This window comes from Streptomyces sp. NPDC054872 (assembly GCF_053610705.1).
In genome coordinates, this window is record NZ_JBSGYY010000052.1 from 51169 (window position 1) to 65355 (window position 14187).

At 69.9% G+C, this 14187-nt stretch carries 12 protein-coding genes and 1 pseudogene; 6 read left to right on the top strand and 7 right to left on the bottom strand.

What is annotated here, in order from left to right:
- Positions 1 to 190: 190 nt before the first annotated feature.
- The 6 genes and pseudogenes from ACWGIH_RS39385 to ACWGIH_RS39410 form a co-directional block, all read right to left on the bottom strand.
- A pseudogene (locus ACWGIH_RS39385) lies at positions 191 to 579 on the bottom strand (thiol-disulfide oxidoreductase DCC family protein).
- Between the two features lie 15 nt (positions 580 to 594).
- Positions 595 to 870 carry a helix-turn-helix domain-containing protein gene (locus tag ACWGIH_RS39390; protein WP_453448254.1) on the bottom strand — a complete coding sequence of 92 codons (276 nt, stop codon included), beginning with the start codon at positions 868 to 870 and terminating at the stop codon, positions 595 to 597.
- Entirely contained in the window at positions 870 to 1370 is a 501-nt protein-coding gene (locus ACWGIH_RS39395) for a DUF2975 domain-containing protein (RefSeq protein ID WP_453448253.1), read from the bottom strand. The genes ACWGIH_RS39390 and ACWGIH_RS39395 overlap by 1 nt, the downstream gene beginning before the upstream one ends.
- Positions 1371 to 1474: 104 nt before the next feature.
- Positions 1475 to 2317, bottom strand: a complete 843-nt coding sequence (locus ACWGIH_RS39400) for an alpha/beta fold hydrolase (RefSeq protein WP_453448252.1) — start codon at positions 2315 to 2317, stop codon at positions 1475 to 1477.
- Between the two features lie 4 nt (positions 2318 to 2321).
- On the bottom strand, positions 2322 to 2939 hold the full coding sequence (locus ACWGIH_RS39405; protein ID WP_453448251.1) for a dihydrofolate reductase family protein: 618 nt from the start codon (positions 2937 to 2939) through the stop codon (positions 2322 to 2324).
- Positions 2940 to 3085: 146 nt separating this feature from the next.
- Positions 3086 to 3985 (bottom strand): helix-turn-helix transcriptional regulator, encoded by a 900-nt coding sequence (locus tag ACWGIH_RS39410; protein ID WP_453448250.1) that lies wholly within the window; start codon positions 3983 to 3985, stop codon positions 3086 to 3088.
- A 179-nt stretch (positions 3986 to 4164) separates the two neighbouring features.
- Between ACWGIH_RS39410 and ACWGIH_RS39415 the strand changes: the two genes are divergently transcribed.
- The 4 genes from ACWGIH_RS39415 (at position 4165) to ACWGIH_RS39430 (ending at position 7930) form a co-directional block, all read left to right on the top strand.
- Positions 4165 to 5142: an aldo/keto reductase gene (locus ACWGIH_RS39415; RefSeq protein WP_453448249.1), complete on the top strand. Its 978-nt coding sequence runs from the start codon at positions 4165 to 4167 to the stop codon at positions 5140 to 5142.
- Positions 5143 to 5191: 49 nt separating this feature from the next.
- The gene (locus ACWGIH_RS39420; protein ID WP_453448248.1) at positions 5192 to 6220 is read left to right on the top strand and encodes an alcohol dehydrogenase catalytic domain-containing protein; all 1029 of its coding nucleotides are present in this window, start codon (positions 5192 to 5194) and stop codon (positions 6218 to 6220) included.
- A 53-nt stretch (positions 6221 to 6273) separates the two neighbouring features.
- Positions 6274 to 7125 carry an aldo/keto reductase gene (locus ACWGIH_RS39425; RefSeq protein ID WP_453448247.1) on the top strand — a complete coding sequence of 284 codons (852 nt, stop codon included), beginning with the start codon at positions 6274 to 6276 and terminating at the stop codon, positions 7123 to 7125.
- A 91-nt stretch (positions 7126 to 7216) separates the two neighbouring features.
- Complete coding sequence (locus ACWGIH_RS39430; RefSeq protein WP_453448246.1) at positions 7217 to 7930, top strand: flavodoxin; 714 nt, start codon at positions 7217 to 7219, stop codon at positions 7928 to 7930.
- A 5-nt stretch (positions 7931 to 7935) separates the two neighbouring features.
- Here ACWGIH_RS39430 and ACWGIH_RS39435 read toward each other — a convergent pair whose 3' ends face one another.
- On the bottom strand, positions 7936 to 11403 hold the full coding sequence (locus ACWGIH_RS39435) for a DNA polymerase III subunit alpha (protein ID WP_453448245.1): 3468 nt from the start codon (positions 11401 to 11403) through the stop codon (positions 7936 to 7938).
- A 502-nt stretch (positions 11404 to 11905) separates the two neighbouring features.
- Here ACWGIH_RS39435 and ACWGIH_RS39440 point away from each other — a divergent pair.
- On the top strand, positions 11906 to 12685 hold the full coding sequence (locus tag ACWGIH_RS39440) for a HisA/HisF-related TIM barrel protein (RefSeq protein WP_453448244.1): 780 nt from the start codon (positions 11906 to 11908) through the stop codon (positions 12683 to 12685).
- Between the two features lie 644 nt (positions 12686 to 13329).
- Positions 13330 to 13863 carry a hypothetical protein gene (locus ACWGIH_RS39445; RefSeq protein WP_453510410.1) on the top strand — a complete coding sequence of 178 codons (534 nt, stop codon included), beginning with the start codon at positions 13330 to 13332 and terminating at the stop codon, positions 13861 to 13863.
- Positions 13864 to 14187: the final 324 nt, after the last annotated feature.

A 14187-nucleotide genomic window follows, 5' to 3' on the forward strand; every position in this document is an offset into this window, starting at 1 on the left:
GGGGGCCGGCCACCGCGTTTCCCCCCCCCCTTTCCACAACATCTATTTCACCAAAAACGGGGGGGGGGGGGGTGGGGCCCGGTGGGCGCCCCCCCCTGGGGCCCACCTCCCGGTACACGTCAGACGTGTCGTACGGGCCGCTGCGCAGGCGTTCCGCTCCGAAGCCATCGGCCCGCAGAGACTGCCGAAGTCACCGCCCGGGTGGCCGGGAGCCGCGCAGGGCGCAGGCGGCTGTCCCTCCCGGCAGGCGATGACGATTGTCCGCGACCAGGCGGTAGACAGCGTGGGCAGCCCAGCTCAGAGGCGGCAACGTCAGCAAGGCACCCAGCGCCGACCATCCCCGGCCCGCGCTCAAGAGCGCCTTCGCCACGGCTCGGGACCCTCCGTACACCCTCCCCACCGGAGTCACCCACAGCACCTCGTACTCGGCTCGCTCCTGGGTGACGCCGAGCGCGTCCAGATCCGCGAACTGCCAAGGGAGGATCTCGCAACGGGGCCGGACGCGTCGCTCGGCGAACTCACCGAGGTCGTGCAGAAACCGCAGTCGCCATCAAAAACAAGCACGGGTTGAACCTTCATGGGTCCAGCATGGTGCTATCTCGTCGAGTTCGGGGCCTGTGCAGATGCAGCGAGGGTGGGGGCACTGTCCGTATCGCCGGTCTCATCCGTCGCCTCCCAACGCAGCAGGTCTCCCGGCTGGCAGTCGAGCGCTTCGCAGAGGGCGGCGAGTGTCGCGAAGCGCACGGCTTTGGCGCGGCCGTTCTTCAGGACCGCCAGGTTGGCCGGCGTGATTCCGACGCGTTCGGCGAGCTCGCCCACGGGCATCTTCCGCCTGGCCAGCATCACGTCGATGTCGACGGCGATCGGCATCAGATCACCTCGTCCAATTCGGCCTGCATCTGCGACGCCTCGACGTCACGTGCGACGGCCTGGGCCAGCAGCATCCGAAGCACGAGCACGATGAGCGCGACCCCGAGCACTGCCACGCCTGCCACGCCGATCAGGAGGACGACGCCTGGCGCGACGGCCTCACCCGGCGCGAGGACGACACCGAGCGTCCACAGGAGGAGTGCAGCCGCCACGAACGCGCCCGTCATGAGGTGGACGTAGCGAAAAGCGCTGTGTGAGAACAGCGTTCCGCGTCGGGCCATCGATGCCAGGCGCCACACGCAGGCCAGGACGATCTCGGCGCACGCGATCCCCAGGATGGTGATCAACAGGACCGGGATACGCGGGAAGTCTGCGACGTCGTTGTCGGCGCCTCCCGCGTCGTGCCCCAGCAGGAGCACCATCAGTACCTGGATGAACACGGAACCGGCGAGCAGCGCCACGATCACAGAGCGCAGCGCGAGCACTGTCAATTTCCCCATGCTTCTCCTTCTATCGAGAAGCGATGTTAATCTATCGTTTCTCAATAGGCAATGCTCGCTGTTACGGCGCAAGAAGAGGCCCACCTGCGTAGCTCGGCCGTCACCTACCCGAGCGTGAGCATCGCTGCGGATACCTCGCCGGCCACCGCATCCGGCAGCGCGGTGGCAACCTCGTCGAGGACGTGCAGCCGTGCCCCGGGGATCTCGCGCGCCAAGGCCTCGCCGTTACCGACGGGGAAGAAGGGGTCGCGGCGGCCGTGGACGACAAGCGTGGGGGCCTTGATCTCGGGCAGGCGCTCGCGCCAGCGGGGCTTGCAGTCGAGCCGGGAAAACACCATGCCCATCTGGTTGGCCATCTGAACCGGGGGTGTGGTGCCGGGCGTACGGTCCCAGATGCGCGCCGCTGTCACGCGCGCGGCGAGGGGGTCGTTGCCGAGGATCTCCGCGCCGGCGGCCGCGAACTCCGCCACCGCCTCGCGGTCGCTCCAATCGGGCATCGGACGCGCGAACAGTCCGCTCAGTGTCGCGTGGTCGTGATCGGGGAGGTCTTCGTCGGGTGGGCCCGGGGCAACCGCGCGCGTGCCGACCAGGGTGAGCGCAGAGAACGCGCCCGGATGGTCGAGCAGGGCCACCTGGGCGACCATGCCGCCGACGCCGATCCCCGCGAGGTGCGCAGGCCGCCCGCCGAGCGCGTCTACCAGGGCCGCCGCGTCGGCTGCCAGGCTGCGCAGGGTGTAGAAGGGCGTCTCCGGATCCCTCGTCGTCGACTCCCCGCTGTCGCGCAGGTCGTAGCGCACCACACGGCGCCCGCCGGCGGCGAGGTGCTCGCACAGTGCGTCGGGCCAGGAGAGCATCGTGGTTCCGCCCGCGAGCAGGACGAGCGGGGCGTCGTCGTCCCCGAACGACTCGATCCCCAAGGCGACCCCATTGGCTTTGGCGGTGGTCATCGGATCACCGCGAGACGTCGTAGGTCAGGTGGGTCGCGGTCGAGGTCGCGGTCACGCTCCGCTGCACCAGCGTGCGTGGCGCTCCGCCGGTGAACAGGGGTGTCCCGGCGCCCAGGACGACGGGTGCGAGGTGCAGCGTCAGCGTGTCGACCAGCCCGGCCTCGAGCGCCGAGGCGATGGTGGCGCCGCCGCCCATGAGGATGACGTCGAGGTCCTTGCCGCTGTCCGACGACGCCGCCTCCGCTCGTGCGCGTCCGGCGCTGACGGCGTCGGGGAGTCCGGTGGTGACGAACGTCCAGTCGAGGTTGGAAGTCCGCACCGACTTCGGCGGCGAGCTCGTCACGACGACGAACGCGGGCTTGCCGACCTCGCCGGCGCCGTATCCGGTGGTGTCGTCCCAGCCCTGTGGCCCGTCGACGATGTCGAAGAGGTGGCGGCCGAGTACGACGGCGCCCGAGCGGGCTGTCCCTTCGCTCAGGAGCCTGCGGTCGTCGGGGTCATCGGAAAAGGCCCACGTGTGCAGGGCCTCGCCACCAGTCCCCAGACCGTTGTCCGGCCCCGGATCTGGTCCGGTGACGAAGCCGTCGAGGGAGACCGAGATGTCAGCGACGATACGAGTCATGTCAGGGCAGACTCGATACGTCGCCCAAACTCATCGCTCGGTACGAAGCGCGTGGCGGATGGAAGGCGGCCAGGTCACACCCGCCTTGAACCGCGAGCGACCGGTCGACGAGTTGAGTCAGCGCCGACGGCATGGTGGGTCGGCAGTCAGTTCCTGTGGGATTGGGATGAGGTGCCGGGCTTCACGACGGACGGCGCGGTCATGTCGAGCAGGAGCAGGGCGTCGTGGTCGGGGGTTCCGGGGTCGGCGGTGTAGACGCCGATGCGTTGGCCGGGGGTCCCTTCCACGTGCAGGGACTGCGAGGTGAGGATGATCGTCCCGACCTGGGGGTGCTGGAACGTCTTGTGGGCGGGCTTGCGCCCGCTCACTTCGTAGCGTTCCCACAGGCTGGCGAAGTCGGGGCTCTTGAGGAGGAGTTCGCCGACGAGCTGGGTGAGGTCCGGAGCGTCGGGTGCGGTGCCGGCGATGGCACGCAGGCGGGCGACGCACGCGGTGATCTGGCGGTCCCAGTCGGGGAAGAGATCGCGCGCGGCCGGGTGGAGGAAGAGGTACCGGGCGAGGTTGCGGTGCTTGACGGGCCAGTCGTCCAGGCCCGCGTAGAGGGCGAGACCGCCGGGATTCCACGCCAGCATGTCCATGCTGCGGCTGATGACGTACGCCGGGTTCGGGCGCAGTGACTCGAGCAGCAGCTTGAGGTGGGGCCGCACGGCGCGGCTCGGCGCGGGCGGTGGTTCGGCGACGTAGCGGGCGGCGCGGGCGGCGAGTTCGCGCAGGTGCTGGTGCTCCTGGTCGTCCAGGTGCAGGGCGCGGGCGAGCGCGTCCAGGACGGCAGGGCTGGGACGGGTCTCCTTGCCGCGCTCCAGGCGTACGTAGTAGTCGATGCTGATGCCGGCGAGGGTGGCGAGTTCCTCACGGCGCAGGCCGGGGGTGCGACGTACGCCGGCGCCGACGGTGAGACCGACATGTTCGGGGCTGGTCTGGGTGCGGCGGGCGCGCAGATAGCGGCCCAGCTCGGCGCCCTCGCTGGGTGCGCTCGTCGATGCCATGGCTCCAGTCTCACCCGCCGGGTAGCCGCCGCGCGCTGTTGGAGGGGGGCCCTGTCATTACCCCTGAAGAGCCCGCCCTGCCACATCGTCGTACGCCCGGCGAAGCTGAAGGAGCAAGATGCCGACATCCCGCGTGACGATCAGGATGTCGGACGACGCCGCGACGCGAAGAGGGCGAAATGCGCTACATCAAGCTGCGTGACCTGGAGGTTTCCCGGATCGGTCTGGGCGCTATGGGCATGTCCCACGGCTACACGGGCTCCGGCACCGATGACGCGGAGTCGATCAGGACCGTGCACCGGGCGCTGGAGCTGGGCGTCACGCTCATCGACACCGCCGAGATCTACGGCCCGTACACGAACGAGGACCTGCTCGGACGGGCGCTGAAGGGCCGCCGGGACCAGGTGGTGCTCGCCACGAAGTTCGGGTTGGTCTCCCACGGCGGCGAGGGCGCCTGGAACCTGGACTCCTCCGCGGCGAACATCCGTACCGCTGTCGAGGGCTCCCTGAAGCGCCTCGGCACCGATCACATCGACCTGTACTACCAGCACCGCGTCGACCCGAACACGCCGATCGAGGAGACCGCGGACGCCGTGAAGGAGCTGATCGACGCGGGCAAGGTGCGTGCCTTCGGGCTCTCCGAGGCCGGACCGGACACGATCCGCCGCGCCCACGCCGTCCAGCCGGTCACCGCGGTCCAGTCCGAATACTCCCTGTTCACCCGCGGGATCGAGGAGCGGATCCTGCCGGTCCTGCGGGAGCTGAACATCGGGCTTGTGCCCTTTTCCCCGCTGGGCCGAGGCGTCCTGACCGGGACCGTTCGCTCCACCGACCAGTTCGACGAGAACGACTTCCGCCGCGGTAACCCGCGCTTCACCGGCGAGAACTTCCGGCGCAACCTCGCCCTCGCCGACGAGGTCAAGGCCCTGGCCGACGAGGCCGATGCCACGCCCGGACAGGTGGCGCTGGCCTGGCTGCTCGCCCAGGGCGACGACATCGCCCCGATCCCCGGCACCAAGCGCGTGGCCCGGGTCGAGGAGAACACCGCCGCGGACGCCGTCTCGCTGACCGCCGAGCAACTGGACCGGCTCTCCAGCCTGCCCCCCGCCGTGGGCGCCACCCACACCGAGGCCCAGGCCCGGATGCTCGAACGCTGATGCCGCCTCGTCGCGGCCGGACCCACCCCCTGTTTGGAGTAACCCCTTCATGCGTGCAGCAGTCATGTACGGCGCCGGAGGCGTCCGCGTAGAGGACCGGCCCGACCCGAAGATCCTCCGGTCGACCGATGCGGTCGTCCGCGTGGTCGCCTCCTGCGTGTGCGGCAGCGACCTGTGGCCCTACGCCTCCATGCCCGCCGCCGACACCGGCCGGCCCATGGGCCACGAGTTCCTCGGTGTGCTCGAGGAGGTCGGCGCTGACGTGACCGGCCTGAAGCCGGGTGACCTGGTCGTCGCCCCGTTCACCTACAGCGACAACACCTGCGACTACTGCGCCGAGGGCCTGCACATCTCGTGCCGCAACGGCGGCCGGTATGGCTTCGACGGCGTGGACGGCGGCCAGGGCGAAGCCGTCCGCGTGCCGCACGCGGACGGAACTCTGGTGAAGCTGCCGGTGGCCGCCGACTCCGGGCTGCTGCCCTCCTTGCTGGCGCTGTCGGACGTGATGACCACCGGTCACCACGGTGCCGTCACCGCCGGCGTCGGCCGGGGTGACACGGTGCTGGTGGTCGGGGACGGCGCGGTCGGCCTGTGCGCGGTCATCGCCGCGCAGCGGCTCGGGGCCGAGCGGATCGTGCTCGCCGGCCGCCACACGGCCCGCACCGACCTGGGCCGCGAGTTCGGCGCCGGCGACGTCGTCGCCGAGCGCGGCGAAGAGGGCATCGCCCGCATCCGCGAGCTGACCGGGGGCGTGGACAAGGTGATCGAGGCCGTCGGTACTCGTCCGGCCCTCGACACCGCCCTCGGCGCGGTCCTGGACGGCGGCACCATCAGCCGCCTGGGCGTGCCGCAGTACGAGCAGGGCCCGATCGGCCCGGCCGAGTTCATGCGCAACATCACCCTGACCGGCGGTGCCAGCCCCGCCCGCGCCTACATCGAGCAACTGCTGCCTGACGTCCTGGACGGCACCATCACCCCCGGCCGCGTCTTCGACGGGGAATTCACCCTCGACCTCACCCCGGACGCCTACCGGGCGATGGCCGACCGCCGGACCCTCAAGGCCCTCATCCGCCCCTGACCCGCCGCCCCGCCGGACCACCCGCCGCCGGAACAGCAAAGGACACCTCACCCATGCAGACCGTCACCTTGAACAACGGCGTCGCCATGCCGCTCCTCGGCTTCGGTGTCTACCAGATCCTCGCCGAGGACACCGAGCGTGCTGTCTCCGACGCCCTGGCCGCCGGCTACCGGTTGCTGGACACCGCCGCGGCGTACGGCAACGAAGAAGCCGTCGGCCGCGCCATCAAGTCCAGCGGCATCCCGCGCGAGGACCTGTTCGTCACCACCAAGCTGTGGGTCCAGGACGCCCCCGCTCAGGACAACACCCGCCGCGCCTTCGAGACGTCCCTGACCCGGCTGGGCCTGGATCACCTCGACCTGTACCTGATGCACCAGCCCTTCGGCGATGTCTACGGCCAGTGGCGCGCGATGGAGGACATCAACCGCGAGGGCCTCACGAAGGCGATCGGTGTCGCCAACTTCTATCCCGACCGTCTGGTCGACCTGATCGTCAACAACGAGATCACTCCGGCCGTCAACCAGATCGAGACCCACCCCTTCTTCCAGCGCGCCGACTACCAGACCCTCATGCGCGAGCACGGCGTGCAGATCCAGTCCTGGGGCGGCTTCGCCGAAGGCAGGAACGACCTGTTCACCAACCCCCTGCTCGCCGAGATCGGCCAGGAGTACGGCAAGTCCGTCGCGCAGGTCGTCCTGCGCTGGCTCACCCAGCGTGGCGTCATCGCCATCCCGAAGTCCGTCCGCGCCGAGCGCATGGCCGAGAACATCGACGTCTTCGACTTCCACCTCACCGACGAACAGATGGCCCGGATCGCCGCCCTCGACACCGGCAGCTCCCTGTTCTTCGACCACCACGACCCCGAGATCGTCGCCTGGCTCGCCAAGCGCCGCCTGGACGCCTGATCGACGTTCACCCAGGAAGTGAGAGGGCCGGACCGGGGCCGTCCGGCCCTCGCTCCACCCCGGTTCGGATCGCCGGATGAAGGGACACGCCATGCACCCACAGGACCGCACTCCCGCCCGGCGTCGGACGATCCTGCGCGCCGCGCTGCTGACCGGAGCCACCGCAATGGCCACGCCTCACCTCACCAGTTGCTCTTCCGGGGACGAGCAGCCGCCCCCGGAAAGGAGCCGAACACCGGACCCGACGACGAGCGCCACGCCTCGCGGCAAAGTACTGCTCGCGTACTTCTCCCGGCCCGGCGAGAACTACCACTACGGGGACCGCATCGATCTGAAAGTCGGCAACACCGAGGTCGTGGCCCGCAAGATCCGTGACCTCATCGCCTGCGACGTGTACCGGATCGAGCCCGTCGACCCCTACCCGGAAAGCTACGACGCGACCGTCAAGCGCAACGTCCGCGAACAGGACACCGACGCCCGGCCCGCCATCCAGGGCCGACTGCCCGACCTCGACGACTACGGCACCGTGCTGCTGGGCAGTCCCATCTGGAACGTCCGCGCACCCATGATCATGACGACGCTCACGGAGCAACTCGACTTCACCGGCAAGACCGTCGTCCCGTTCACGACCCACGCCATGAGCGGCCTGGGCACCACTGAACGCGACTACGCGGACTCATGCCGCGGCGCTGCGTTCGCCCAGGGGCTCGCCATCCAGGGAGAAAAAGCCGAAGAAGCAGACAGTGTCATCAGGGCCTGGCTGAGCCGCATCGGACCCTCAGGGATGCACACCGTTGCCCCGTGAGACATCTAGGGATCCGGAGAACCGGCCGAGCGGTGGCCCAGGCGGCGCAAGTCCGCCGAGCGGCTCCCCGCGGGCTGGAGATCGGACCACGCGGACAGTTGCGCCCCCGCGGTGCCGTCGCTGAGTATGCGGGCCGCAGCCGTCTGGCCGTTGCCGCGGGCGGGAGTCCGTGCGGGCGTGGTGTGCCCCAGGAGGTCGAGGGCGACCTGCGGGCCATGGTTCCGGCGGGCGGCTGCCACCGTTTCCAGATCCCACACGACTTGGCCGACCACGGTCCGGCGCGCGCCGCGCGCCTCCACCGTTCCCCGCACCAGCAACAGGCCCGAATGAAAGATGGTGTGGGCGCACGCCGCATGGGAGTCCTCGAAGAAGGCCAGATCCACCAGCCCCGACCCGTCCTCCAACGTGACGAAGATGACGCGCTTGCCGGAGGGGATGGGCGGGGTCTGGGTGGACGCACGCACCCCGGCCACCAATACCTTCTGTCCGGGGTGCAGGCGCTGCAGGTGGACGGCATCGGTGGCGCCGAGCTCGCGCAGCAGCCGGTGATGGTGCTCCATCAGGTGCTGGGAGACGTCGATCGACAGGACATCGAGTTCGGCGCTCATCCGTTCGCGGCTGGTCATCTCGCGCAGTCCGCTGGGCTCCGCACCCACCAGGTCACCGCCCAACGCGAGTTGCCCGTCAGCGGTGGCGCGGTTACGGCTGTGCCGGTGCAGCTCACGGGCCTGCAGGAGCAGGTCCCTGCGGGTCAGCGCGCCCTTGGTCGCATCGAGGGCGCCGATCTGGATGAGGCGTTCGGCGATCGGCAGCGAGGGGCGGGCCCGCTGCCAGAAGTCCTGAAGTGAGACGTAGGGCCGGTGGGCCGCGATGCGATCCGCTTCCGCCTCGCTGATTCCCTTCACCGTCGACAGCGCCAGGCGCACACCCAGCCCGCCCGCGGTGGATTCCACCCGGTGTTCGGTGTGGGAGCGGCTGATGTCGACGGGCAGTACGGGCACGTGGTGGCGGCGGGCGTCGGCGACGATGACCCGCATCGGCCACATCCCCGGATCGTGCTCCAGCAGCCCCGCGTACAGGGCGGCCGGGTGGTGGGCCTTGAGCCAGGCCGACTGCACCGCCGGCACGGCGAACGCCACGGCGTGTGCCCGGCAGAAACCGTATGCGCCGAACTCCCGGACCGTCGCCCAGACTTCGTCGATCACCACGGGGTTGTAGCCGCGCTGTGCGGAGGCCGCCTTGAACCACACCTCCACGCCGAGCAGCCGCTCGGCATCGGCCAGGGCGCGCCGGGCCACGTCACCGGCGGCCCGGTCGCAGCCCGTCATCTTCGCCAGGATCGCGATGATCTGCTCATGCCAGATCACCACACCCATCGTGTCGTCCAGGATCGGCTCCAGATCGGGGTGCGGATAGTGCGGGGCCGCGCCGTGGCGGGCCGCGATGAACCGGGCCGGCATGCCGCCCTTGACCGGGCCAGGACGGAAGAGACTGATGTCGGCGATGACGTCCTGCATGTGCCGGGGCTGCAGTCGGCCCACGAGATCCATCTGACCGGGCGACTCGATCTGGAAGCAGCCGATCGTGTCCGAGCGGCGGATCATCTCGAACGTCGTCTCGTCGTCCAGGGGGACGTGGTCAGGGTTGTCGAGGTCCAGGAGCTTGCCGGTGGTGCGGTGGATCTCGGTGACCGCGTGGGCCATCGAGGACTGCATCCGCACCCCCAGCACGTCCAGCTTGAGCAGGCCCAGGTCCTCCACGTCCTCCTTGTCGGCCTGCAGCATCGGGTAGTTGCCGCCCGGTGTGGGCTGCACCGGCAGCCGGTCCAGCAACGCGGCGTTGGACAGGATCACGCCGCACGGGTGCATGGCGTAGCCGCGAACCAGAGCGTCCAGGCCCTCGGCGAGTTCGAAGAGCGTCCCGAACTCTCCCTGCCGCTCTCTGAGTTGACGTAGTTCGGGCAGTTCGGCGAGCGCGGAGCGGATGTCGCAGGCCCGGATGTGCGGAAATGACTTGGCGATCTCGTCCATGGTCTGCGGGGCGATCCCCAGCGCGAGCCCGGTGTCGCGCAGGGCGTGGCGGGCCCGGTAGGTCTCCGGCATGCCGGTCACCGCGACCCGCTCGTGCCCGAACCGCTCGAAGATCTTGTCGTAGACCTCCAGGCGGCGCGCGGACTCCACGTCCAGGTCGATGTCGGGCAGTGAGGTGCGCCGCTGCGACAAGAAGCGTTCGAACAACAGGCGATGCTCAAGCGGGTTGGCGGTGGCGACGAACAACGCATGATTGACCATGGACCCGGCGCCGGAGCCACGGGCGGCGACCCGCACGCCCATGGCCCGCACATCGGCGACGACCTGCGCGACGGCCAGGAAGTAGCCCTCGAAGCCGAGTCGGCCTATGACGTCGAGCTCGTGGTGCAGTTGGCGCACCGCGGCCGTGTTCCGGTCCAGGCCACGTGCGCTGAGACCGGCCTCGCAGCGCTGGCGCAGCAGGCGCATCGGCCCGCCGCGCGAGCGGTCGGCGCCCACCACGTGGGGTTCGGGGAAATGTGCCCGGCCCATCCCCAGGCCGGTTGAGGTCAGGGTGCAGGAGGCGGCGGTCGCCTCGGTCTCGGCGAGCAGCGCGGCTGCCCGCTCGCCGCCGTGCCCGGCCGCTGCGGCGATCCGCGCGGCGACCTCGCTCATCTCGCCGGGGCCCTTGAGCCACCGCTCGCCGCCGTCGAGTCCGCGCCGGTCGATCGGGCGCAGCAGCCGGGCCGCATCCAGTACGTCCGCGAGGCGATGCTGGGCCGGGTCGGCGTAGCGCACCGCTCCCGCGACCACGACGGGCACGCCCAGCTCGTCCGCCAGCTGCACCGTGCGCGCCGCCAGCCGCAGCGAGCCCGGGCCCGTGCCGCTGCGGCCCAGGTCGACCGCCTCCAGACGCAGGCCCCGCCCAGCGATGACCCGCCATGGCGCAAGCAGTTGCTCGGCCCGGTCCGGACGCCCGGCCATCAACGCCGCGGCCGGCTGTGAGGACGGGCCCAGCAGCACCACCAGGCCATCACCCAGGTACTCCTCAAGCACCGGCCACGGCGCGAGAGGCACCCCGTCCACCGGCGAGGCGTACGCGGCTGACACGATCCGGCACAGCCGCGCCCAGCCACCCGCATCCTGTGCCAGCAACGTCACCCGCCAGCGCGCCTCCACCACGTGCGCGCCCCCGCGCACCGGTACGCGACGCCGCCCGGCGCTGGGCTCCGCCACGGAGACGGGCGCGACGCCGATGTCGACGCCGAACAGGGGTCGGATCCCGGCGGCGTCTGCGGCCTTGGCGAAGCGGACCGTCCCGGCCACCGTGTCGCGGTCGGTCAGCGCAAGGACGCCGATGCCGCGGTCGGCGGCCCGGCGCACCAGAGCATGGGGGAGCGAAGCACCGTAGCGGGAGGAATAGCCCGAGGCGACGTGGAGGTGGGAGAACAGCGAGGCGCTCACGCTCCCACCTCCGATCCACGAGACATCATTCAAGCCAGATGGCTCGATCTGTCTTCAATGTATCGAACATAAATCGAACACGACGAGTCGGTCTGTGCGGTGCTCGCAGTGCGGGGGCGTTTGTGTGACTGAGCGCTCTACTGGCAAATGAGTGGGCTATCTGTCACTTCTGAGTGCTCTGACTTCAGTGGTCCGCGGTCTGAACTGGGCAATTCCAATGGAGGATGTCGGTGAAGCACGGCAGCGGCTCATCACCTACGCCTCGCGACTCCCCACCCAGGCCGACAGGGGCCCCGTCTGCCCCACCTCCGGCTTGACCGCTGCTCGGGGCGGTAACCGGCGCGCAGTCGCCTGCCTGAAGAAGCCGCCCGGACTTGCCGCCAGGCAATACGCGCGGGGCACGACGTGATCGCTACCGTGAGCGGGTGGACTGGGAAGCCGGACCCGGCCCTGCCGCAGCCGATGCCGGCCCCGAGCCACCCGCCTTGATAGGAGAAAAGCTGTGTCGTTCACGGTGTTTCCCTCGATCCACATCGACCGGGGGCAAGTCGTCCACCTGGTTGAGGACCAGCCGGTACCCGAGACGGTTCAGACCGACGCACTCGAAGTGGCCCTGCGCTTCCAGACCCAGGGCGCCCGCTGGGTCCATCTGGTGGCGGTCTCCGACCAGGCCCACGACGCCGACTTCGAACTCGTCCAACGCATCGTCAGCGCCCTCGACATCAACGTCCAGGCGCTGTTCTGCTCCGTGGCCGACCAGGACACCCTCCACCGTGCACTCAGCACCCACTGCGCCCGGCTGAACCTGGGCAGCGCGGCCCTGACCGACCTCGACTGGTGCGCCCAGGCCATCGCCGAGCACGGCGACCGTCTCGGCGTCAGCACGCTGGTCCGCTCGACGCCGCAGGGACCGCGTGTGGTCACAGACGGTGGAGCCGACGAGGTAGGCGCCCTGGGAGAGATCCTTGACCGTCTGGAGCGCGCCGGCTGCGCCCGCCTGCTCGTGACCGACATCGGCAAGGAAGGCTCCCTGGTCGGCCCCAACCTCCCTCTCATCAAGGAGGTCTGCGCGCACGCTGCCGTCCCGGTCCTGGCCGCCGGGGGAATCCGTCATCTGGAGGACCTGCGGGACATCTCCGCCCTCGCACCCTCTGGCGTGGCGGGTGCAGTGATCGGACGCGCCCTCTACACCGGGGCGTTGTCCCTTCCCCACGCCCTCGCCCTCTGGCCTGCCAGCGGTGACCTGGACGCTCGGGGGAGCCTGGGCGCAGAGAGTGCTTGAAGCTGTTCTGCTGAACCGCCTGGCCCGCACGTCGGTGCTCGGCGTGCGGGCTGCGGTGTGCCCGTCCCGCTCTGGCGTCAGCTGTTCCCGTCCTGCGCATCCTGGATGAAACCGTCGGCGAGGCCCTTCAGCTGGTTGGGGTCGCTGGTCCCCTGGACAGCGTTCTGGCCTACCACTCCGGATCCGGTGACGTTGGCCGGCTGCGTGGCGAAGTCTTGGGCCAGCGGGACGTGAGTCCCCCCAGGGTCGCCGGTTAGCCGGCGCTGAGACGCCGGTGCTCGCAGCCGTGCCCCGCAGCCAGGTCGGAGATGCGGTCGCAGCGGAGAGAGCACCCCATTGGGGGCCTGGGACCTGCTGCCTTCAGAGTTCGTGAACATCGAGGCCCGACCGCGATCGTCAACCACCCCGGCCGCCAGCGCACGCCAGCCACAGGCATCCGGGTCCTGAATCGGCCCGTCCGATGATGAGCGCGGTACTGGGCGATCGGTGCCAGATACAGCGCTAAGTCACAGGCGTATGTACCTGAGCGTTTCACCCGGCCCCGAGCGCTCTAGTTGGCCCCATTGATCGGACGCGCGCCCGGCTGGCCTTCGAAGGCAGCGACGAGGCAGCTCCTCTGCGATTTTGGTCATCTGGTCCGCTGGGTGATCCTGACCCGTATGCACCATGCGCTCACTCACTGGGACAGCCCCTTCGTCAACTTCAGGGACTTCGGCTTTTCCGACAGGCGGGGCCACGGCTATCGGTGGGTTCACATCAAGCGCTTCCACCTGCCCCTCACATCACTGGACGATCAGGGCCTTCTGGCCGCTTTGATTGCCCACCCCGAGTTTCGGGACACCTACGACGGAGCTGGCCTCTGGCTCGAACCGCGCCACGGCCAGTGGTGGTCTGATCGGATCACTCCCAGCACGTACACGGCTGTCGACGAGGCAAGCGCGACCGGCACGATCCGCACGTGGACCACCAGCGGTGTCCCGCTTCCCCCAGACCTGGATGCGAGGCTGCAAGAGGCGGTCTACGCCCCGATCCGCCATGCGACGAGTCGGTACGCACTCGGAACCCTCCCCGAGGATGCACACCACGACTACGGCCCCATCCACATCGAGTTCCATGAACTCGTGCTGATCGACCGCCGCCTCGGCACCCTCACCCTCCTTGTGGCCGCCGACGACTGACGCGGCCGCTGCACCCAAGTCCTCGGGGCGGCCGACGCGTGCGGAGCGCGGGGGCCGCCCGGCCGTGGATCGGTCAGTCGCTGTCAGGCTCGTGGTCGAGGGCAAGTGTCTCGACCTGCCTGGCTCCCCATCCGTAGGCGAGCTTGTGGACTTCCAGCCCGGCCCTGCCCCGCTAGCACAACCGTGCAGGCATCAACGGCGGTCGAAACCTGAGCGTCCTGGTTTGGCCGAACCGGCCACCACGGCCGCCCCTGAACCGCCCCCCACCAAACCGGGTGTGAGACCCGGGCCGGCGGGGGGGGGCGGGCCGGGGGGCCACCCCCC

Bases quoted from the DNA above. Each gene is read 5' to 3' on its own strand.
- ACWGIH_RS39430 (WP_453448246.1), top strand. From the start codon at position 7,217: ATGCACCCACAGGACCGCACTCCCGCCCGGCGTCGGACGATCCTGCGC.
- ACWGIH_RS39390 (WP_453448254.1), bottom strand. From the start codon at position 870: ATGCCGATCGCCGTCGACATCGACGTGATGCTGGCCAGGCGGAAGATG.
- ACWGIH_RS39425 (WP_453448247.1), top strand. From the start codon at position 6,274: ATGCAGACCGTCACCTTGAACAACGGCGTCGCCATGCCGCTCCTCGGC.
- ACWGIH_RS39415 (WP_453448249.1), top strand. From the start codon at position 4,165: ATGCGCTACATCAAGCTGCGTGACCTGGAGGTTTCCCGGATCGGTCTG.
- ACWGIH_RS39420 (WP_453448248.1), top strand. From the start codon at position 5,192: ATGCGTGCAGCAGTCATGTACGGCGCCGGAGGCGTCCGCGTAGAGGAC.
- ACWGIH_RS39395 (WP_453448253.1), bottom strand. From the start codon at position 1,370: ATGGGGAAATTGACAGTGCTCGCGCTGCGCTCTGTGATCGTGGCGCTG.
- ACWGIH_RS39405 (WP_453448251.1), bottom strand. From the start codon at position 2,939: ATGACTCGTATCGTCGCTGACATCTCGGTCTCCCTCGACGGCTTCGTC.
- ACWGIH_RS39400 (WP_453448252.1), bottom strand. From the start codon at position 2,317: ATGACCACCGCCAAAGCCAATGGGGTCGCCTTGGGGATCGAGTCGTTC.
- ACWGIH_RS39410 (WP_453448250.1), bottom strand. From the start codon at position 3,985: ATGGCATCGACGAGCGCACCCAGCGAGGGCGCCGAGCTGGGCCGCTAT.